We start from the raw sequence: 20,282 nt of genomic DNA, 5'->3' as shown, positions 1-20,282 counted from the left end.
AGCCTGGAGTTCTACACATGCATCCCCGCGTTCTTGAGGTCACCGAACGGCTTATCGCCCGCAGCCGCGCCACGCGTCAGGCTTACCTTGCACTGATTCGCGGCGCCGCCACTGACGGGCCGATGCGCGGCAAGCTGCAATGCGCCAACTTCGCCCATGGCGTGGCCGGTTGCGGCAGCGAAGACAAGCACAGCCTGCGGATGATGAACTCGGCGAACATCGCCATTGTTTCGTCTTATAACGACATGCTCTCGGCGCACCAGCCGTACGAAGTGTTCCCGGAACAGATCAAAAACGCCCTGCGCGAAATCGGCTCGGTCGGCCAGTTCGCCGGTGGTACCCCGGCGATGTGCGACGGCGTGACCCAAGGCGAGCCGGGCATGGAACTGAGCCTGCCGAGCCGCGAAGTGATTGCCATGTCCACAGCGGTAGCGCTGTCGCACAACATGTTCGACGGCGCGCTGATGCTCGGCATCTGCGACAAGATCGTGCCGGGCCTGATGATGGGGTCGCTGCGTTTCGGCCACCTGCCGACGATTTTCGTGCCGGGCGGGCCGATGGTCTCGGGGATTTCCAACAAGGAAAAAGCCGACGTGCGCCAGAAGTACGCCGAAGGCAAAGCGACCCGCGAAGAGCTGCTGGAATCGGAGATGAAGTCCTACCACAGCCCGGGCACCTGCACGTTCTACGGCACCGCCAACACCAACCAGTTGCTGATGGAAGTCATGGGCCTGCACTTGCCGGGCGCCTCGTTCGTCAACCCGAACACGCCGCTGCGTGACGCGCTGACCCGCGAAGCCGCGCATCAAGTCACGCGCCTGACCAAACAAAACGGCAACTTCATGCCGATCGGCGAAATCGTCGACGAGAAGTCGCTGGTCAACTCGATTGTGGCGCTGCACGCCACCGGCGGCTCGACCAACCACACCCTGCACATGCCGGCCATCGCCATGGCAGCGGGCATTCAACTGACCTGGCAGGACATGGCCGACCTCTCCGAAGTCGTGCCGACCCTGAGCCACGTCTACCCGAACGGCAAAGCCGACATCAACCACTTCCAGGCGGCGGGCGGCATGTCGTTCCTGATCCGCGAACTGCTCGGCGCCGGTCTGTTGCACGAAGACGTCAACACGGTGCTCGGCCACGGCTTGAGCAAGTACACCAAAGAACCGTTCCTCGATAACGGTGAACTGGTCTGGCGCGAAGGCCCGGTCGACAGCCTCGACGAAAACATCCTGCGCCCGGTCGCGCGTGCGTTCTCGCAGGAAGGCGGTTTGCGCGTGATGGAAGGCAACCTCGGGCGCGGCGTGATGAAGGTGTCTGCGGTGGCGCTGGAAAACCAGATCGTCGAAGCACCGGCGATGGTGTTCCAGGATCAACAGGATCTGGCTGACGCGTTCAAGGCCGGTCTGCTGGAAAAAGATTTTGTCGCCGTGATGCGCTTCCAGGGCCCGCGCTCCAACGGCATGCCCGAGTTGCACAAGATGACGCCGTTCCTCGGTGTGCTGCAGGATCGCGGCTTCAAAGTCGCGCTGGTAACTGACGGGCGCATGTCCGGCGCCTCGGGGAAAATCCCGGCGGCGATTCACGTCAGCCCCGAAGCTTATGTCGGCGGCGCTTTGGCACGCGTGCAAGAGGGCGATATCATCCGCGTCGATGGCGTCAAAGGCACTTTAGAACTTAAAGTCGACGCCGCAGAATTTGCAGCGCGCGAACCCGCCAAAGGCCTGTTGGGCAACAACATCGGCAGCGGTCGCGAACTGTTCGGCTTTATGCGCATGGCCTTCAGCTCGGCAGAGCAGGGCGCCAGCGCCTTCACTTCTGCCCTGGAGACGCTTAATTGAAACTGGCTTTGGTCGGTGACATCGGAGGCACCAACGCACGGTTTGCGTTGTGGAAAGATCAGCAACTGCAATCGGTTCAGGTCTTGGCCACCGCCGACCACGCCAGCCCGGAAGAGGCGATCAGCCTCTACCTGAGCGGGCTCGGTCTGGCGCCGGGCGCGATCGGTTCAGTGTGTCTGTCGGTGGCCGGTCCGGTCAGTGGTGATGAATTTAAATTCACCAATAACCACTGGCGGCTGAGCCGCACGGCGTTCTGCAAAACCTTGCAGGTCGAGCAATTGTTGCTGGTCAACGACTTCTCGGCAATGGCGCTGGGCATGACCCGTTTGCAGCCCGGCGAATTCCGCGTGGTCTGCGAAGGCACGCCGGAGCCGTTGCGCCCGGCGGTGGTGATCGGCCCGGGCACTGGCCTTGGCGTGGGTACTTTGCTCGATTTGGGTGAAGGCCGTTTTGCCGCATTGCCGGGTGAGGGCGGTCACGTTGATCTGCCGCTGAGCAGCCCGCGTGAAACGCAATTGTGGCAGCACATCCATAACGAAATCGGCCATGTCAGCGCCGAGACGGCGTTGAGCGGCGGCGGTTTACCTCGGGTTTACCGGGCGATCTGCGCGGTGGACGGACATGAACCGACACTTGATACGCCGGAAGCGATTACCGCGGCCGGTCTGGCGGGTGATCCGATTGCGCTGGAAGTGCTCGAGCAGTTCTGCTGCTGGCTCGGCCGTGTCGCCGGCAATAACGTGCTGACCACGGGTGGGCGTGGCGGGGTGTTTATCGTTGGCGGCGTGATTCCACGGTTTGCCGATTTCTTCCTCGAAAGCGGTTTTGCCCGCAGCTTTGCGGATAAGGGCTGCATGAGTGATTATTTCAAAGGCATACCGGTGTGGCTGGTGACAGCGCCGTATTCCGGGCTGATGGGCGCGGGTGTGGCCCTCGAGCAATCCAGCCCAACCTGAAGTGCAATCCAGCTTCAAGAGTGAACCTTTGTGGCGAGGGGATTTATCCCCGATGGGTCGCGCAGCGGCCCCAAAAAAAGCGGGGGCTGCTGCGCAACCCATCGGGGATAAATCCCCTCGCCACAGGTTTATCTTTCACAGTGGTTCTGTAGTGTTTGTAAGTTCGATGCTTAAGGCATAATCCGCCCCAATTCCAACAACAAGGATGCCTTCGAAGTGAGCTCAGTCAACAAGTCGATATTGTTGGTCGATGACGACCAGGAAATACGCGAGTTGCTGGAAACCTACCTGACCCGCGCCGGGTTTCAGGTACGTGCCACGGCCGATGGCGCCAGTTTCCGCCAGGCACTCAACGAGGCGCCGAGTGATCTGGTGATCCTCGATGTCATGCTCCCCGACGAAGACGGCTTCAGCCTGTGCCGCTGGGTGCGTCAGCATCCGCGTCAGGCGCAGGTGCCGATCATCATGCTCACCGCCAGTTCCGACGAAGCCGATCGCGTGATCGGACTCGAACTCGGCGCTGACGACTACCTCGGCAAACCCTTCAGCCCGCGCGAACTGCAAGCGCGGATCAAAGCCCTGCTGCGCCGCGCGCAATTCGGTCAGGAACGTAACGGCAGCGAAGTGCTGGCATTTGATGAATGGCGGCTGGACATGGTGAGTCATCGTCTCTTTCACACCGACGGCGAAGAAGTGATTCTCTCCGGCGCCGACTTCGCCCTGCTGAAACTGTTCCTCGATCATCCGCAGGAAATCCTCGACCGCGACACCATCGGCAACGCCACCCGTGGCCGCGACCTGATGCCGCTCGATCGCATCGTCGACATGGCCGTCAGCCGCTTGCGCCAACGCCTGCGCGATACGGAAAAACCGCCGCGACTGATCCGCACCGTGCGCGGCAGCGGTTACCAATTGGCAGCCAATGTGGTTGCCGGCAATGGTCACTGAGTCGCTGCGTAAACTCGCCGCCAAGGTGCCGGTACCGCGCTCGCTGCTCGGGCGGATGTTGCTGCTGACCTTGCTCGCCGTGCTTTTTGCGCAGACGTTGTCCAGCGTGATCTGGGTCTCGCAACTGCGCGCCACCCAGCTTGAAGGCCTGGTCACCAGCGCCCGCAGTCTCGCCCATTCGATGACCGCCAGCGTCAGTTATTTCCGCTCGTTGCCGGTGGCTTACCGGCCGTTGGTGCTCGACCAATTGCGCAGCATGGGCGGCACGCGGTTTGTCGTGACGCTCAATGACAAACCGCTGGGCATGGACGTTTTGCCGGTCACCCCGCGTAAAGCGGCGGTGATGAAAGCCGTCGACGAAGTGCTGCGCCAGACCCTCGGTCATGACACCGATATTTCGGTGACCTTTGTCAGTCCCGAGGATCTGCGGATCTTCAACGCCGGGCTGAAACTCGATGAATTGCCACGCTCGTGGGCGCATTACGCGTTGACCCTTGAGCCGGTCAATCCGCCGGTTCTGGTCACGCAAATCCAGATGGCGCCGGGCGAATGGCTGTACATCGCCTCGTTGCTGCCCGAGCCGTACACCAGTCTTGAAGAACAAGGCCTGCCGTCGCAGCAGGTGTGGTTCATAGTCCTCACCAGTGGCTTTCTGTTGTTGTTCATCGGCGTGCTGGTGCACTGGCAGAGCCGCCCGCTCAAGCGTCTGGCACGTGCGGCGCGGGACATGTCGCTGGGTGCCGACGTTGAGCCGGTGGCGGAGGGCGGCGGCAGTGAAGTGGTGGAAGTGGGGCGCGCGTTCAACAGCATGCGCGAACGCATCAGCCGTTACCTGACCGAACGCAGCCAGTTGTTCAGTGCTATTTCCCATGACCTGCGCACACCGATCACGCGATTGCGTTTGCGCGTGGAATTGCTTGAAGACGAGCAACTGCAAGCCAAGTTCGGCCGCGATCTCGACGAGTTGGAGCTGCTGGTCAAAGGCGCGCTGCAATGCGTGAAAGACACCGATATCCACGAGAACATCGAACCGGTCGACCTTAACCATGTGCTCGATTGTCTGGTCGAGCCGTATCTGGCGCCAAACGGCAATGGCCGCGTGACCCAACAGGGCCGGGCACTGGCGGCGTATTCGGGCAAGCCGTTGGCGCTGAAACGCTGCATTGGCAACTTGATCGACAACGCGTTGAAGTACGGGCAGAACGCGCATTTGCACATCGATGACGATGACAGCGCGTTTGTCTTGCACGTTGATGATGAAGGCCCTGGCGTGCCGGAGCAGCGGCTGGAGCAGGTGTTCGAGCCGCACTTCAGATTGGCGGGGCAGCAGCAGGGGTATGGCCTGGGATTGGGCATTGCGCGCAACATCGCCCACAGTCATGGCGGCGAAGTGACGTTGCAGAATTTGCGTGAGGGTGGGTTGCGGGTGACCCTGCAATTGCCGCGATCGGCGGACTGAAGATCAAAAGATCGCAGCCTTCGGCAGCTCCTACACTGATCCCTGTAGGAGCTGCCGAAGGCTGCGATCTTTTTGACTTTGCTCTTTCCAATGTCACGGTCTGGTGACAAAACCCGCCCCCTTCGTTACAAGCCCGCCCCGGCCCGTTGTTTAGACTCCCCGCAGTCATAACAACAAAAAAGGCCACCCATGGATCGCTTCCAACCCGGCTTCAGCAGTTGGCTGAACGCCCCTGCCCACCAGCAATGGCTTGCCGCTGAAGGCCTGCGTCTGCTGGATTTCGCCAAGGCTGCAAAACTCCCGCAAGGTTTCGGCAACCTCGACGAACGCGGCCGCCTGCCAGCGAACGCGCAAGCCGAAACCATGAACACCGCGCGCATGACCCACAGCTTCGCCATGGCCCATATTCAGGGCTTGCCGGGTTTCGCTGAACTGGTCGATCACGGCATCGCCGCACTGCGCGGGCCGTTGCGTGATGCGTTGCACGGTGGCTGGTTCGCCGTCGCCGAACACCGCGACGACAACACCGGCAAAAACGCCTATCTGCATGCTTTCGTCGCACTGGCCGCCAGTTCCGCTGTCGCCGCCAAGCGGCCTGGTGCGCAAGCGTTGCTGGATGATGCGATCGACATCATCGACACGTATTTCTGGAGCGAAGAAGAGGGCGCCATGCGCGAATTCTTCAATCGCGACTGGAGCGAAGAAGAAGCCTATCGCGGCGCCAACAGCAACATGCACGCCACCGAGGCGTTCCTCGCGCTGGCCGATGTCACCGAAGACCCGCGCTGGCTGGTGCGTGCGCAACGCATCGTCGAGCGGGTGATCCACGCTCACGCTGCCGGCAACGGTTACATGGTCATCGAACACTTCGATCGCGACTGGCAACCGCTGCGTGAATACAACCACGACAATCCGGCTGACGGTTTTCGCCCTTACGGCACCACGCCGGGCCACGGTTTCGAGTGGGCGCGGCTGTTGCTGCACCTCGAAGCAGCGCGGGTGCAGGCCGGTATGCTCACGCCCGGTTGGCTGGCGACCGATGCGCAGAAGCTCTTCGAAAACAATTGCCGCAACGGCTGGAACGTCGATGGTTTGCCGGGCATCGTTTACACCCTCGACTGGAACAACAAAGCCGTCGTCCGTCATCGCTTGCACTGGACGCACGCCGAAGCCAGCGCCGCCGCCAGTGCCTTGCTCAAACGCACCGGCGATGAGCAATACGAAACCTGGTATCGGCTGTTCTGGGAATTCTGCGAAACGCATTTCATCGATCGTTGCGACGGCAGTTGGCATCACGAACTCAATCCGCAAAACCTCCCGAGTGCCGATATCTGGGCGGGCAAACCCGATCTGTATCACGCCTGGCAAGCCGTGCTGATCCCTCGTCTACCCTTGTCACCGAGCATGGCGACTGCTTTGGCGCAGTTGTCTCAAGAGATTCCTGTGTAACCATGCGGTGACATTCGCGCGTCCCTTCGTTACCTGCGAAGGGAAACGTCCTGTTTAAACTCCTGTGCAGCGCAAGCACCAGACTTGCATGCATAACAACAAGAAAGGTACATCTCAGATGAATGCGATTTCTCGCCTCGCTACTGTCATTTCTGTCGCCTCCCTGTTCCCGCTCGCAATTCTGCCTCTCAGTGTTTCTGCTGCCGAATCCAAAGGTTCGGTCGAAGTCGTGCACTGGTGGACGTCCGGTGGCGAAAAAGCCGCTGTTGATGTGCTCAAGGCTCAAGTCGAAAAAGACGGTTTCACCTGGAAAGACGGCGCTGTCGCCGGTGGTGGCGGTGCCACTGCCATGACCGTGCTGAAAAGCCGTGCAGTCGCCGGCAACCCGCCTGGCGTTGCTCAGATCAAAGGCCCGGACATCCAGGAATGGGCATCGACCGGCCTGCTCGACACCGACGTGTTGAAAGACGTCGCCAAGTCGGAAAAGTGGGACAGCCTGCTCGACAAGAAAGTCTCCGATACCGTGAAGTACGACGGTGATTACGTGGCCGTGCCGGTGAACATTCACCGCGTGAACTGGCTGTGGATCAACCCGGAAGTCTTCAAGAAAGCCGGCATCACCAAGAACCCGACCACCCTCGAAGAATTCTACGCTGCGGGCGATAAGCTGAAGGCAGCGGGCTTTATTCCGCTGGCTCACGGCGGTCAGCCTTGGCAGGACAGCACCGTGTTCGAAGCCGTGGTGCTGTCGGTCATGGGTGTCGATGGTTACAAGAAAGCCCTGGTTGATCTGGACAACGGCGCGCTGACCGGTCCGGAGATGGTCAAGGCACTGACCGAGCTGAAGAAAGTCGCGACCTACATGGACGTCGACGGCAAAGGTCAGGACTGGAACCTGGAAGCGGCCAAAGTCATCAACGGCAAGGCCGGCATGCAGATCATGGGTGACTGGGCCAAGTCCGAATGGACTGCCGCCAAGAAAATCGCCGGCAAGGATTACGAGTGCGTAGCCTTCCCGGGCACAGACAAAGCGTTCACCTACAACATCGACTCGCTGGCTGTGTTCAAGCAGAAAGACGCAGGCACTGCGGCCGGTCAGAAAGACATTGCCAAAGTCGTGTTGGGTGAAAACTTCCAGAAAGTCTTCAGCATCAACAAAGGCTCGATCCCGGTTCGCAACGACATGTTGAACAACATGGAAGCGCTGGGCTTCGATTCCTGCGCACAGACCGCTGCGAAGGACTTCCTGGCTGACGCCAAATCCGGCGGACTGCAACCAAGCATGGCGCACAACATGGCGACCACGCTGGCCGTGCAAGGCGCGTTCTTTGATGTCGTGACCAACTACATCAACGACCCGAAAGCCGACCCGGCCGACACCGCCAAGAAACTCGGCGCAGCGATCAAGTCCGCTAAATAAGCATCGGTAGCACAGGCTTCTCCTGTGGGGGCGGGCTTTTGTGGTGAGGGGATTTATCCCCGATGGGTTGCGAAGCGACCCCAGAAAGTTGCAGCGGCGCAGTTTCAGAAATACCGCGTGCAATGGTTTTGCGACTGCTTCGCAGCCGATCGGGGATAAATCCCCTCGCCACAGGGCTCGCTCCCACAAGGGATCTCACTGTAGTTTTTATTCCCTGTACTGGATTTCCCCATGAGTTCTGTTGCTGTGTTCAGCAAGGCCTCGCCGTTCGATGCATTGCAGCGCTGGCTACCAAAACTGGTGCTGGCGCCGAGCATGTTCATCGTTCTGGTGGGCTTCTATGGCTACATCCTGTGGACGTTCGTGCTGTCGTTCACCACCTCGACCTTCCTGCCCAACTACAAGTGGGCCGGTCTGGCGCAATACGCGCGGTTGTTCGATAACGATCGCTGGTGGGTCGCGAGCAAAAACCTCGCGGTGTTCGGCGGCATGTTTATCGGTATCACTCTGGTGATCGGCGTGTTGCTGGCGGTGTTCCTCGACCAGCGCATCCGGCGCGAAGGCTTTATCCGCACCATTTACCTGTACCCGATGGCGCTCTCGATGATCGTCACCGGTACCGCGTGGAAATGGCTGCTCAACCCGGGCATGGGCCTGGACAAATTGTTGCGTGACTGGGGCTGGGAAGGCTTCCGTCTCGACTGGCTGATCGACCCTGATCGCGTGGTGTATTGCCTGGTGATCGCCGCTGTCTGGCAAGCCTCGGGCTTCATCATGGCAATGTTTCTCGCCGGCCTGCGTGGCGTTGATCAATCGATCATCCGTGCCGCCCAGATCGATGGCGCGAGCATGCCGATGATCTACTGGAAAGTCGTGCTGCCAAGCCTGCGTCCGGTGTTCTTCAGTGCCGTGATGATTCTGGCGCACATCGCGATCAAGAGCTTCGACCTGGTCGCGGCGATGACCGCCGGTGGTCCGGGTTACTCCTCCGACCTGCCCGCGATGTTCATGTATTCCTTCACCTTCAGTCGCGGCCAGATGGGCATGGGCTCGGCCAGTGCGATTCTGATGCTCGGTGCGATCCTCGCGATCATCGTGCCTTACCTGTATTCCGAGCTGAGGACCAAGCGCAATGACTAGTCTCGCTGCCAAACCTGCTATCAGCCTGAGTCGCATCGCGATCTACGCGGTGCTGATCCTTGCCGTACTGCTTTATCTGGTGCCGCTGGTGGTCATGTTGCTGACCAGCTTCAAGACCCCGGAAGACATCAGCACCGGCAACCTGCTGAGCTGGCCGACCGTGGTCAGCGGCATCGGCTGGGTCAAGGCCTGGGCCACGGTTGACGGTTACTTCTGGAACTCGATCAAGATCACCGTTCCGGCCGTGATCATCTCCACCGCCATCGGTGCGTTGAACGGTTACGTGCTGTCGTTCTGGCGCTTCCGTGGTTCGCAGTTGTTCTTCGGTCTGCTGTTGTTCGGTTGCTTCCTGCCGTTCCAGACCGTGCTGCTGCCGGCCTCGTTCACCCTCGGCAAAATGGGCCTGGCGAGCACCACCACCGGCCTGGTGTTTATCCATGTGGTTTACGGTCTGGCGTTTACTACGCTGTTCTTCCGTAACTACTACGTGAGCATTCCGGATGCGCTGGTGAAAGCCGCACGCCTGGATGGTGCGGGTTTCTTCACGATTTTCCGCCGCATCATTCTGCCGATGTCGACGCCGATCATCATGGTCTGCCTGATCTGGCAATTCACCCAGATCTGGAACGACTTCCTGTTCGGTGTGGTGTTCTCCAGCGGTGATTCGCAACCGATCACGGTAGCGCTGAACAACCTGGTCAACACCAGCACCGGCGCCAAGGAATACAACGTTGATATGGCAGCGGCGATGATCGCCGGCCTGCCGACCCTGCTGGTCTATGTGGTCGCAGGCAAGTATTTCGTGCGCGGGCTGACGGCCGGCGCAGTCAAGGGGTAATCATGGCAACGCTCGAACTTCGCAACGTAAACAAGACCTACGGTGCCGGCCTGCCGGACACCCTGAAGAACATCGAACTGTCGATCAAGGAAGGCGAATTCCTGATCCTCGTCGGCCCGTCGGGCTGCGGCAAATCGACGTTGATGAACTGCATCGCCGGTCTGGAAACCATCACCGGCGGCGCGATCATGATCGGTGATCAGGACGTCAGTGGCATGAGCCCGAAGGATCGCGACATCGCCATGGTGTTTCAGTCCTACGCGCTGTACCCGACCATGAGCGTGCGCGAGAACATCGAATTCGGCCTGAAGATTCGCAAGATGCCTCAGGCGGCGATTGATGAAGAAGTCGCGCGTGTGGCCAAGCTGCTGCAGATCGAACATTTGCTGAACCGCAAACCGGGTCAGCTCTCCGGTGGTCAGCAACAGCGTGTGGCGATGGGCCGCGCACTGGCGCGTCGTCCGAAGATTTATCTGTTCGACGAACCGTTGTCCAACCTCGACGCCAAGCTGCGCGTCGAGATGCGCACCGAAATGAAACTGATGCACCAGCGCCTGAAAACCACCACGGTCTACGTGACCCACGACCAGATCGAAGCGATGACCTTGGGCGACAAAGTGGCGGTGATGAAGGACGGCATCATTCAGCAGTTCGGTACGCCGAAAGAGATCTACAACGACCCGGCCAACCTGTTCGTCGCGAGCTTCATCGGTTCGCCGCCGATGAACTTCATTCCGCTGCGCCTGCAACGCAAGGACGGTCGTCTGCTGGCGCTGCTCGACAGCGGCCAGGCCCGTTGCGAGTTGCCGATGAGCATGCAGGATGCCGGTCTTGAAGATCGCGAAGTGATCCTCGGCCTGCGCCCGGAGCAGATCGTTCTGTCGAACGGCGAAGGCAATGGTCTGCCCAGCATTCGTGCCGAAGTGCAGGTCACCGAGCCGACCGGTCCGGACACGCTGGTATTCGTCAATTTGAATGAAACCAAAGTCTGCTGCCGTCTGGCGCCGGACGTGGCACCGCAAGTGGGCGAAAGCCTGACGCTGCAATTCGATCCGTCGAAAGTGTTGTTGTTCGATGCCAACACCGGCGAGCGCCTCGGCACTGCCGGCCAACCACAGACCGATGCGCGGTCTGCAAACGTGGCCCAATTCAAAGGCCGCTGAAGATCAAATGTGGGAACGGGCTTTTGTGGCGAGGGGATTTATCCCCGATGGTCTGCGCAGCAGACCCGGCTTTTGGGGCCGCTTCGCAGCCCATCGGGGCGGTGCGACGTTTCGCTGAATCCCCTCGCCACAGGGTTCACTCCTACAAAGGAGCACGCGGCGGATTGCCTGTAATCCATCGCAATTTATGTAAACCGCGTTAGATAAAAACAGTTAATAACAATAAAGACGAGGATGTAGGGATGAAAAAGAAACACGTCAATGCCCGGTTGATCTGCCAAGTATCAGCTGCGGCGGCATTGGTGCTGGCCGGTAACGCCATGGCGGCGGATGCCTTCAGCTCCGATTCGAAATGGATGACGGGCGACTGGGGTGGCGAGCGTACCAAGCTGATCGAGCAGGGTATCGACATCAAGGCCGACTACGTTGGGGAAGTCGGTGGCAACCTGAACGGTGGCTACAACGACGACAAGACTGCGCGTTACGCTGACCAGTTCGGTCTGGGCGTGGCACTCGATCTGCAAAAGCTGTGGGGCTGGGACAACACTCAGGCCAAGATCCAGCTGACCAACCGTAACGGTTACAACATCTCCAACGACCGTGTTGGCGATCCGCGTGCCGGCACCCTGAGCTCCTCGCAGGAAGTTTACGGTCGTGGCCACATGGTGCGTCTGACCCAATTGTGGATTCAGCACCAGTTCTTCGACAACAAACTCGACGTCAAGGCCGGTTACTTCGGTGAAGGCGAAGACTTCAACACCTTCCCGTGCGACTTCCAGAACCTGGCGTTCTGCGGTTCCCAAGTGGGTAACTGGGCCACCAACATCTGGTACAACTGGCCCGTCAGCCAGGCCGCGATCCGCGTGAAGTACAACATCAACGACGAGCTCTACGCGCAAATCGGTGCTTACAACCAGAACCCGTCGCAGCTGGAACACGGCAACGGCTTCAAACTCAGCGGCAGTGGTACCAAAGGGACTGTGTTGCCGGTTGAATTGGTCTGGTCGCCGAAGGTCAACAGCCTGCCGGGCGAATACCGCGTCGGTTACTACAAGAGCACGGCCGATGCCGACGATGTTCGTGAAGACGTCAACGGTTTCGACGCGGCTACCACGGGCGACGCGTACAAAACCCACAGCAGCAAAAGCGGCTACTGGTTTGTGGCGCAACAGCAACTCACCAGCCACAACGGTGATGCTTCTCGCGGTCTGAACATCGCGGCCAACGCCACGTTCCACGACAAAGACACCAACTTCATCGACAACTACCAGTCGGTGATGTTTGTCTACAAAGGCCCGTTCGACGCACGTCCGAAGGATGACGTCGGTATCGGCGCGGCACGTATCCACGTCAACGATGACGTGAAGAAAAACGCCGAGCTGCTCAACGTTTCCAACGGTGTGTCGGATTACGACAATCCGGTGTTTTCGCCGATTCGTGAAACCGAATACAACTACGAAATCAACTACGGCTTCCACGTAACAAACTGGCTGACCGTACGTCCTAACCTGCAGTACATCACTCACCCGGGCGGTGTGGATGATGTGGACAACGCATTGGTCGCTGGCCTGAAAATTCAGTCTACGTTCTAACGCGTCTGCGATAAGCTCCTCTCTATGTGCGCATATTTGCGGACAGCCAAGGCTGTCCGCTTTTTTTTGTGACACAGGTAAACAACGTTTGTGTCGTACAAATTTGTGGTGAGGGGATTTATCCCCGATGGGCTGCGAAGCGGCCCCAAATCCGATAAGCACAATCTGGCTGATACACCTCGGTGAATGGTTTTAGGGCCGCTTCGCGACCCATCGGGGATAAATCCCCTCGCCACAAAGTGCTATGCAAGGCTTTTGGATTGATAAGTACCCCCATGATTTTCAGGACCGTGGCCCATGCATGAGCATCCGCTACAACGCTTCTTCAAATCCCTGCGCGAACAGCCGATATTCGCTTGGGAGCGCTATCAGATGCGCGACGTGTTGGTGATCGATCACCCGCTGTGTCAGGCGGTGTTCAGTCGTCAGGGCGCGCAGTTGCTGCACTTTCAGCCGCGCGGGCAAAAACCGTGGTTGTGGTGTGCGGCAAAGTGGCCGCATGTCGGGGCGATCCGTGGCGGTGTGCCGGTCTGCTGGCCGTGGTATGGCCGTCATCCGAGCGAGAACGCCTGGCCGTCGCATGGCTGGGCGCGTTTGCTCGACTGGAAATTACTCAACAGCAGCACCGCCGACGACGGCGTGCGTCTGCACTGGCAATTGCAACTGTGCGACTGGCAGGTTGACCTGCACGCGCACCTTGGCGAACGCATGGATCTGCGCCTGAGCACCGAGCATCAGGATGATATGCCGTGCCAGTTGAGCCAGGCTTTGCACGCTTACTGGCGTATTGGCGATGTTGGTGAGATAGCGCTGTCTGGACTCGAAGGTGCGCAGGGTTACGACCAGTTGAGCCGCCAATCTTGTCAGCAAGAAGGCGAATTACGGGTGGATGGCGGGTGTCAGCGCGTGTTCCAGCATGACGGCGAATTGCAGCTGAAAGATCACGCCTGGCAGCGCGAGTTGTGCATTGATACCGGCGACAGTGCGGATACGGTGGTCTGGCATCCCGGGGCGCGGCCATTATTGGGCGTGACGTGGGATGAGATTTCAGAGTTTGTCTGTGTTGAAGCGGCGGCGGGCGGGACGGACAGCCTGCACCTGGCGCCGGGGGAGAAGGCGCATTTGAGTTTGCAGGCGTGGGCGGCGGCTTGATGATCGTTCCCACGCTCTGCGTGGTAATGCCTCAAGGGACGCTCCGCGTCCAGTGACGCGGAGCGTCACGGGCTGCATTCCCACGCAGAGCGTGGGAACGATCAACCCCTGTAGGAGCTGCCGAAGGCTGCGATCTTTTACGCGAAGCGTCCTAATTAAATTCATCCCCAACCGGATACCGGCTGGCATTCAAGCTCTCTTTGATCTTGCGCAAATGCGGCTGGAAATCCACCCCGCGCCGCAAGGTCATCCCGGTCGCCAACACATCCAGCACGGTCAACTGAATGATCCGCGAAGTCATCGGCATATAGATGTCGGTGTCTTCCGGCAGCGGAATGTTCAGGCTCAACGTACTCGCCTTGGCCAGTGGCGAATTCTCCGCCGTCAAACCCAGCACCGAAGCACCGTTCTCGCGAGCAATGCGCGCCACTTCCACCAGTTCACGGGTGCGCCCGGTGTAGGAAATGATCACGAACAGCTCACCGGTGTGCGCCACCGAAGCAATCATCCGCTGCATCAACACATCGGCGTGCGCGGTAACCGCCAGGTTGAAACGGAAAAACTTGTGCTGCGCATCCAGCGCCACCGGTGCCGAAGCGCCGAGACCAAAGAAGTGGATTTGCCGTGCCTGAATCAACAGGTCAACGGCGCGGCTGATCAGGTTCGGATCCAGCGCCTGACAAGCGCTGTCCAGCGAGGCGATCGCGCTGCCGAAAATCTTTTGCGTGTAGGCCTCGGGATTGTCATCGGCCTCGACCGCGCGGCTGACGTACGCCGCGCCACTGGCCAGGCTCTGCGCCAATTGCAGCTTAAGTTCCGGGTAGCCGCTGACGCCGAACGAACGGCAGAAACGGTTGACCGTCGGTTCGCTCACCGACGCGGCCTGGGCGAGGGCGGCGATGCTGAAGCGGGTGGCCTGCTGTGGGTTGAGCAGGATCACCTCGGCGACTTTGCGTTCGGCCTTGTTCAGGTCTTCAAGGCGACTCTGGATCTGTTCCAGTAAATTTCGCACGCGGTCCATATGGAATTCCTAATTCACCAGCGCAAAGGTGCGCTGATCTATGCAAATTGGGCCTTTGATGTGGCCCGTCACGGTGGCCTATCCTACTGATGGCTCCGACCGACCACCACTCGGAATCTGTATTTTGCGAAAATGTTGTGGTTATTACTACATTTTCCCTTGAGTGATGCCTTGAAAAAAGGTATTTGTAGCTTAACTTGATAAAAGAACAAACATCATGCCTTCGATTACGGTTGAACCGTGCACCTTTGCCTTGTTCGGCGCTCTCGGCGATCTGGCCCTGCGCAAGCTGTTTCCTGCCCTGTATCACCTCGATGGCGCCGATCTGTTGCACGAGGACACGCGCATCATCGCGTTGGCCCGTGAAGACGGCACCGAGCAGCAGCACCTGGCGTTCATCGCCGCTGAACTGCGTCGCTATGTCGGCAAAGAGCTGGACGAAGCCGTGGCCGAGCGCTTTCTTGCGCGCCTGAGCTACCTGCACGTCGACTTCCTCAAGGCTGAAGACTATGTCGCGCTGGCCGAACAGGCCGGCAGCACGCAGCGCATGATTGCTTACTTCGCCACACCGGCAGCGGTGTACGGCGCGATCTGCGAGAACCTGGCGAGCGTCGGTCTGGCAGAAAACACCCGCGTGGTGCTGGAAAAACCGATCGGCTCCGACCTCGAATCGTCGCGCAAGGTTAACGATGCCGTGGCGCAGTTCTTCCCGGAGAACCGCACCTACCGCATCGACCACTATCTGGGTAAAGAAACCGTTCAGAACCTGATCGCCCTGCGTTTCGCCAACAGCCTGTTCGAAACCCAGTGGAACCAGAATTACATCTCCCACGTGGAAATCACCGTGGCCGAGAAGGTTGGCATCGAAGGCCGTTGGGGCTACTTCGACAAGGCCGGCCAGCTGCGCGACATGATCCAGAATCACCTGTTGCAGTTGCTCTGCCTGATCGCCATGGATCCACCGGCTGACCTGTCTGCCGACAGCATCCGTGACGAAAAAGTAAAAGTGCTCAAGGCGCTGGCGCCGATCAGTCCGGAAGGCCTGACCACGCAAGTGGTGCGCGGCCAGTACATCGCCGGCCACAGCGAAGGCAAATCCGTCCCGGGTTACCTCGAAGAACCGAATTCCAACACCCAGAGCGACACCGAAACCTTCGTCGCTTTGCGTGCCGACATCCGCAACTGGCGCTGGGCCGGCGTGCCGTTCTACCTGCGTACCGGCAAGCGTATGCCGCAGAAGTTGTCGCAGATCGTCATCCACTTCAAGGAACCGTCGCACTACATTTTCGCCCCCGAGCAGCGCTTGCAGATCAGCAACAAACTGATCATCCGCCTGCAACCGGACGAAGGCATTTCCTTGCGCGTGATGACCAAAGAGCAGGGCCTGGACAAAGGCATGCAACTGCGCAGCGGCCCGCTGCAACTGAATTTCTCCGACACCTGGCGTAGCGCGCGGATCCCCGATGCCTACGAGCGGTTGTTGCTGGAAGTGATGAACGGCAATCAGAACCTGTTTGTCCGTAAAGATGAAATCGAAGCCGCGTGGAAATGGTGTGACCAGCTGATCGCCGGGTGGAAAAAATCCGGTGACGCGCCCAAGCCGTACGCGGCCGGGTCGTGGGGGCCGATGAGCTCCATTGCATTGATCACGCGGGACGGGAGGTCGTGGTATGGCGATATCTAATGTGCAACTGCCTGCGGGCGTAAACGCTCACGCATTCAAGAGCCCGGTGCTGTTGGCTGAAGGTCTGGCGCTGAATGTCGCCAAGCAATTGAGCGAGGCCATTGCGGCACGCGGCAACGCGGTGTTGGTGGTGTCCGGCGGTCGCAGCCCGGTGGCGTTTTTCCAGCACCTGGCCAAACAGGAACTGGACTGGTCGAAGGTCATCGTGACCCTCGCCGACGAGCGCTGGGTACCGGTTGAACATGCCGACAGCAATGCCGGTCTGCTCAAGCAATACCTGCTCAAAGGCCCGGCGGCGAAAGCGCAGTTCCTCAGCCTTTATAGCGCTGCGGCGAATGTCGAGCAGGCTGCTGAACAGGCTGATCGCTTGCTCGCTGAGCTGCCGCCGATTGACGTGCTGGTGTTGGGCATGGGCGATGACGGTCACACCGCGTCGCTGTTCCCGAACAGTCCGAACCTGGCCGAAGCGCTGCAAGCCGATGGCACTCGCCGTTGCTGGCCGATGCTGGCGCCGAGCGTGCCGCGTCAGCGCCTGACCATGAGCCGTGCGCTGCTGGCTTCGGCCAAGCACAAGATTCTGTCGATTTCCGGTCAGTCGAAACTGACCACCCTGAATGCCGCGCTGGCATCCGATGACGTCGCCGCCATGCCGGTGCGCGCGTTTCTGCAACCTACGTTAGAGATTTACTGGTGCCCATGAGCCAAGGAACAGCCGCTATGACAACCCCATCCCCGACCGTTTCCATGGCGGACAAAGTTGCCCTGATCGACAGCCTCTGCGCCAAGGCGCGGATCCTGCCGGTGATCACCATCGCCCGCGAACAGGACGTGCTGCCGCTGGCCGACGCCTTGGCCGCCGGTGGTCTGACCGCGCTGGAAGTGACCCTGCGTTCGCAGTTCGGCCTCAAGGCCATTCAGATCCTGCGCGACCAGCGTCCGGAACTGATGACCGGTGCCGGCACCGTGCTCGATCGCAACATGCTCGCGGCGGCCGAAGCTGCCGGCTCGCAATTCATCGTCACCCCAGGCATTACCCGTGACCTGCTGGAAGCCAGCGTCGACAGCCCGATTCCGCTGTTGCCGGGCATCAGCAACGCCTCCGGCATCATGGAAGGCTACGGTCTGGGTTATCGCCGCTTCAAGCTGTTCCCGGCGGAAGTCAGCGGTGGCGTCGCAGCAATCAAAGCCCTCGGCGGTCCGTTCGGTGAAGTGAAATTCTGCCCGACTGGCGGCGTCGGCCCGGCCAATATCAAAAGCTACATGGCGCTGAAAAACGTCATGTGCGTGGGCGGTAGCTGGATGCTTGATCCGGAGTGGATCAAGAACGGCGACTGGGCCCGCATTCAGGAATGCACCGCTGAGGCTTTGGCGCTGCTGGACTGATTGTTACCAAACACTTCGTTGTGTGTTCTACGGCTTTACGGTGCGCTCGGTCGGCGCACCGTTTTTTTTTGCCCCCAGAAAAGCCAACATCAAAAGATCGCGGCCTTCGGCAGCTCCTACAGGGCGTTGATACGGGATGCGATGTAGGAGCTGTCGAGTGCAACGAGGCTGCGATCTTTTGATCTTGCTTTCAAATGGCTAGGCCAAAAGATCGCAGCCTGGAGTTACGACGCGATACATAGTTACCGCACACAGGCGATTGCGTGGCGCTAATCTGCGTTCTCTTATGGAAGAGAGAACGCATCATGGATCGAGACGCTGCAACACCCTCACCGAACCCGGTGTATCAACTGGCCCCCGAGCAAATCGCCGGGCCGTATTTTCGCAACCCGCAATTGCTGCGCCGCAACATCAGCGAAGGTGCGGAAGGCTTGCCGCTGCTGCTACGCCTGACCATCGTCGATGCCATGACCGGTGAACCGGTGAGCGGCGCGCTGGTGGACATCTGGCATTGCAACGCTCGCGGTGCGTATTCGGGCTGGAGCCGGATCAACCCGGATCTCGAAGTCGACGCCGAAGCCATCGGTTCGATCCCGCGCACCGACGATGACACCTACCTGCGCGGCAGTCAGTTCTGTGATCACAAGGGCAGGGCGCGCTTTACCACGATTTATCCGGGGTTCTACGCCGGTCGTGCGTTGCACATCCATGTGGCGGTGCGCATGGTCGCGGGTACCGAGTACCTCGAAGAGCGCAACGTGGCGTGGGTCGGTCAGTTGTATTTCCCCGAAGTAGTGTCGCGCTCGGTGCTCAACGCCAAAGCCTATCGCGGTCGCGCCTCAACAGCTTTGAACAATACTCAGGACAGTTTCTTTGCCGACATGGGCGGCGAGGCTTCGACCCTGACCGTTTGGCCGATCGGCCGCGACTCCCACGAGGACGGTTTCTTCGGCCACCTGACCATCGGCATCGACACCTTTGCGGTGTCGTCGCAGATCAAACCCGAGGACTTCGACAAATACACCGTTTAGGCGATTCAGCGCAGCTCGTTCAACGCGCGGGTGAGCAATTGCATCTCGGCGGCGGTGGTGGTCAGCCCCGGCGTGATGCGAATGCACGGCCCGCACGCGGCGCCAGTGCGCACCACGGTGAACAGGTTGTATTCGTTGAGCAGACGCTCGGCCATCGCCTGTTGATTGTCATGGCGAGTGAAACGCAGCGCAGTGATCCCGCAATACAAGCGTGGATCGTCTGGCGTCAACACTTCGATGCCCGGCAACTGGCGCACGGCGCTGACCCACAGGTTGCGCAGGTAATTGATTCGCGCCCCTTTGGCCGCTGCGCCGCCGAGCGAGCGATGCTCTTCGAACACCAGCGGCAAGGTCATCAGCGCCGGAATGTTCGGTGTGCTGTACGAGGTGCGCGAGCGGATATCGTTGACCGGGTAGTGCATCTCGCCCATGTCCGGGTCGATATCGGCCAGCCGCTGCGGAGCGATATAGAGGAAACCGAGGGTCAGCGGTGCGCCGATCCATTTGTGCAGGTTGTACGCGGCGAAGGCGATGCCGAGGGCTTCGAAGTCGAACTCGATCTGGCCGAGGGCGTGGGCGCCATCAAGGATGATGTCGACGCCATGCTCTTTGGCCAGCGCGGCGATGGCCTGCACCGGCATCACCAGACCGGTGCGATGGGTGACGTGCGTCAGCGCCATCAGTTTCAGTTTCGGGTGACGAATAAAGGTTTCGCGGTAGGTGGCCAGCAGGCTCTCGAAAGTCGCCGGGTGCGCGTGGTCAATCTCGATGACTTCGACGCCGCGATGCTTGGCTAGCCAGCGCATGGCGCCTTTGACCGTGTCGTATTCGAGGTCGCAGATCAGCACCTGATCGCCGGGTTGCAGGCGGTTGTAGTTGCGAATCAGCGATTGCAGGCCTTCAGTGGCATTGCGGGTAAACGCCACGCTTTGCGCGCGCACGCCGATCAGCTCGGCCAATTGTGCGCGGATGTCGAGGTTGTCGTATTGCTCGTAGCGCTGGCGCACGTACACCGAATTGCTGGTGTTGATCAGCTCGATGTTGCGCTGGTACTCCTCGATCACCGTGCGCGACATGCGTCCGAAGTAACCGTTCTCCAGATTGATCGGGCCGGGTTGGACGTCATAACGGCCGACAAACATTTGCCAGAAAGCTTCATCACGGGCGCGCAGGGTGTTATCGGGCATGGCGGCTGGCTCTAT

Annotated in this window: 17 protein-coding genes; 15 read left to right on the top strand and 2 right to left on the bottom strand. The window is 59.8% G+C overall.

Annotated elements, in window-relative coordinates; translation table 11 throughout:
• The first annotated feature begins 17 nt into the window (after positions 1 to 17).
• From edd to AD669_RS20260, 11 genes are all read left to right on the top strand, one after another.
• Positions 18 to 1,844, top strand: a complete 1,827-nt coding sequence (gene edd, locus AD669_RS20310; RefSeq protein WP_053123026.1) for a phosphogluconate dehydratase — start codon at positions 18 to 20, stop codon at positions 1,842 to 1,844.
• Complete coding sequence (locus AD669_RS20305; protein WP_053123024.1) at positions 1,841 to 2,800, top strand: glucokinase; 960 nt, start codon at positions 1,841 to 1,843, stop codon at positions 2,798 to 2,800. The genes edd and AD669_RS20305 overlap by 4 nt, the downstream gene beginning before the upstream one ends.
• Positions 2,801 to 3,016: 216 nt before the next feature.
• The gene (locus AD669_RS20300; protein WP_008082801.1) at positions 3,017 to 3,748 is read left to right on the top strand and encodes a response regulator; all 732 of its coding nucleotides are present in this window, start codon (positions 3,017 to 3,019) and stop codon (positions 3,746 to 3,748) included.
• Positions 3,738 to 5,207, top strand: a complete 1,470-nt coding sequence (locus tag AD669_RS20295) for an ATP-binding protein (RefSeq protein ID WP_053123022.1) — start codon at positions 3,738 to 3,740, stop codon at positions 5,205 to 5,207. The genes AD669_RS20300 and AD669_RS20295 overlap by 11 nt, the downstream gene beginning before the upstream one ends.
• A 189-nt stretch (positions 5,208 to 5,396) precedes the next feature.
• Positions 5,397 to 6,656 carry an AGE family epimerase/isomerase gene (locus tag AD669_RS20290; RefSeq protein ID WP_053123020.1) on the top strand — a complete coding sequence of 420 codons (1,260 nt, stop codon included), beginning with the start codon at positions 5,397 to 5,399 and terminating at the stop codon, positions 6,654 to 6,656.
• 118 nt (positions 6,657 to 6,774) lie between these two features.
• Positions 6,775 to 8,076, top strand: coding sequence for an ABC transporter substrate-binding protein (locus AD669_RS20285; protein WP_053123019.1), 1,302 nt, complete (start codon positions 6,775 to 6,777; stop codon positions 8,074 to 8,076).
• A gap of 231 nt (positions 8,077 to 8,307) precedes the next feature.
• Complete coding sequence (locus AD669_RS20280) at positions 8,308 to 9,216, top strand: carbohydrate ABC transporter permease (protein WP_008082808.1); 909 nt, start codon at positions 8,308 to 8,310, stop codon at positions 9,214 to 9,216.
• A complete protein-coding gene (locus tag AD669_RS20275; RefSeq protein ID WP_007917872.1) occupies positions 9,209 to 10,054 on the top strand; it encodes a carbohydrate ABC transporter permease in 846 nt (281 codons plus the stop codon). The genes AD669_RS20280 and AD669_RS20275 overlap by 8 nt, the downstream gene beginning before the upstream one ends.
• 2 nt (positions 10,055 to 10,056) lie before the next feature.
• Positions 10,057 to 11,217: an ABC transporter ATP-binding protein gene (locus tag AD669_RS20270; RefSeq protein WP_053123017.1), complete on the top strand. Its 1,161-nt coding sequence runs from the start codon at positions 10,057 to 10,059 to the stop codon at positions 11,215 to 11,217.
• Positions 11,218 to 11,459: 242 nt separating this feature from the next.
• Positions 11,460 to 12,809 carry a carbohydrate porin gene (locus AD669_RS20265; RefSeq protein WP_053123015.1) on the top strand — a complete coding sequence of 450 codons (1,350 nt, stop codon included), beginning with the start codon at positions 11,460 to 11,462 and terminating at the stop codon, positions 12,807 to 12,809.
• A gap of 297 nt (positions 12,810 to 13,106) precedes the next feature.
• Complete coding sequence (locus AD669_RS20260; protein WP_053123013.1) at positions 13,107 to 13,961, top strand: D-hexose-6-phosphate mutarotase; 855 nt, start codon at positions 13,107 to 13,109, stop codon at positions 13,959 to 13,961.
• Between the two features lie 151 nt (positions 13,962 to 14,112).
• On the opposite strand, the gene AD669_RS20255 is transcribed toward AD669_RS20260, so the two are convergent.
• A complete protein-coding gene (locus AD669_RS20255) occupies positions 14,113 to 14,973 on the bottom strand; it encodes a MurR/RpiR family transcriptional regulator (RefSeq protein ID WP_171057240.1) in 861 nt (286 codons plus the stop codon).
• A 226-nt stretch (positions 14,974 to 15,199) separates the two neighbouring features.
• On the opposite strand from AD669_RS20255, the gene zwf reads away from it, so the two are divergent.
• The 4 genes from zwf to AD669_RS20235 all read left to right on the top strand — a co-directional run bounded on the left by zwf (position 15,200) and on the right by AD669_RS20235 (position 19,080).
• Positions 15,200 to 16,666, top strand: coding sequence for a glucose-6-phosphate dehydrogenase (gene zwf, locus AD669_RS20250; protein WP_053123011.1), 1,467 nt, complete (start codon positions 15,200 to 15,202; stop codon positions 16,664 to 16,666).
• The gene (pgl, locus tag AD669_RS20245; protein ID WP_053123009.1) at positions 16,653 to 17,366 is read left to right on the top strand and encodes a 6-phosphogluconolactonase; all 714 of its coding nucleotides are present in this window, start codon (positions 16,653 to 16,655) and stop codon (positions 17,364 to 17,366) included. Before zwf ends, pgl begins: the two co-directional genes overlap by 14 nt.
• Before the next feature lie 17 nt (positions 17,367 to 17,383).
• Positions 17,384 to 18,049 (top strand): bifunctional 4-hydroxy-2-oxoglutarate aldolase/2-dehydro-3-deoxy-phosphogluconate aldolase, encoded by a 666-nt coding sequence (locus tag AD669_RS20240; protein ID WP_008082815.1) that lies wholly within the window; start codon positions 17,384 to 17,386, stop codon positions 18,047 to 18,049.
• 305 nt (positions 18,050 to 18,354) lie between these two features.
• A complete protein-coding gene (locus tag AD669_RS20235; RefSeq protein ID WP_053123007.1) occupies positions 18,355 to 19,080 on the top strand; it encodes an intradiol ring-cleavage dioxygenase in 726 nt (241 codons plus the stop codon).
• Positions 19,081 to 19,085: 5 nt separating this feature from the next.
• On the opposite strand, the gene AD669_RS20230 is transcribed toward AD669_RS20235, so the two are convergent.
• Complete coding sequence (locus AD669_RS20230; RefSeq protein ID WP_053123005.1) at positions 19,086 to 20,267, bottom strand: aminotransferase class V-fold PLP-dependent enzyme; 1,182 nt, start codon at positions 20,265 to 20,267, stop codon at positions 19,086 to 19,088.
• Positions 20,268 to 20,282: the final 15 nt, after the last annotated feature.

The organism is Pseudomonas sp. P1.31, from assembly GCF_001269815.1.
Classification (GTDB): Bacteria; Pseudomonadota; Gammaproteobacteria; order Pseudomonadales; family Pseudomonadaceae; genus Aquipseudomonas; species Aquipseudomonas rustica.
The sequence above is the reverse complement of the archived record's forward strand: the minus strand, read 5'-3'. Positions and strand labels throughout refer to the sequence as shown.

Excerpts from the sequence above, each read along its gene's own strand:
- edd (WP_053123026.1), top strand. The coding sequence starts at position 18 with ATGCATCCCCGCGTTCTTGAGGTCACCGAACGGCTTATCGCCCGCAGC.
- AD669_RS20295 (WP_053123022.1), top strand. The coding sequence starts at position 3,738 with ATGGTCACTGAGTCGCTGCGTAAACTCGCCGCCAAGGTGCCGGTACCG.
- AD669_RS20290 (WP_053123020.1), top strand. The coding sequence starts at position 5,397 with ATGGATCGCTTCCAACCCGGCTTCAGCAGTTGGCTGAACGCCCCTGCC.
- AD669_RS20285 (WP_053123019.1), top strand. The coding sequence starts at position 6,775 with ATGAATGCGATTTCTCGCCTCGCTACTGTCATTTCTGTCGCCTCCCTG.
- AD669_RS20280 (WP_008082808.1), top strand. The coding sequence starts at position 8,308 with ATGAGTTCTGTTGCTGTGTTCAGCAAGGCCTCGCCGTTCGATGCATTG.
- AD669_RS20275 (WP_007917872.1), top strand. The coding sequence starts at position 9,209 with ATGACTAGTCTCGCTGCCAAACCTGCTATCAGCCTGAGTCGCATCGCG.
- AD669_RS20270 (WP_053123017.1), top strand. The coding sequence starts at position 10,057 with ATGGCAACGCTCGAACTTCGCAACGTAAACAAGACCTACGGTGCCGGC.
- AD669_RS20265 (WP_053123015.1), top strand. The coding sequence starts at position 11,460 with ATGAAAAAGAAACACGTCAATGCCCGGTTGATCTGCCAAGTATCAGCT.
- AD669_RS20260 (WP_053123013.1), top strand. The coding sequence starts at position 13,107 with ATGCATGAGCATCCGCTACAACGCTTCTTCAAATCCCTGCGCGAACAG.
- zwf (WP_053123011.1), top strand. The coding sequence starts at position 15,200 with ATGCCTTCGATTACGGTTGAACCGTGCACCTTTGCCTTGTTCGGCGCT.
- pgl (WP_053123009.1), top strand. The coding sequence starts at position 16,653 with ATGGCGATATCTAATGTGCAACTGCCTGCGGGCGTAAACGCTCACGCA.
- AD669_RS20240 (WP_008082815.1), top strand. The coding sequence starts at position 17,384 with ATGACAACCCCATCCCCGACCGTTTCCATGGCGGACAAAGTTGCCCTG.
- AD669_RS20235 (WP_053123007.1), top strand. The coding sequence starts at position 18,355 with ATGGATCGAGACGCTGCAACACCCTCACCGAACCCGGTGTATCAACTG.
- AD669_RS20230 (WP_053123005.1), bottom strand. The coding sequence starts at position 20,267 with ATGCCCGATAACACCCTGCGCGCCCGTGATGAAGCTTTCTGGCAAATG.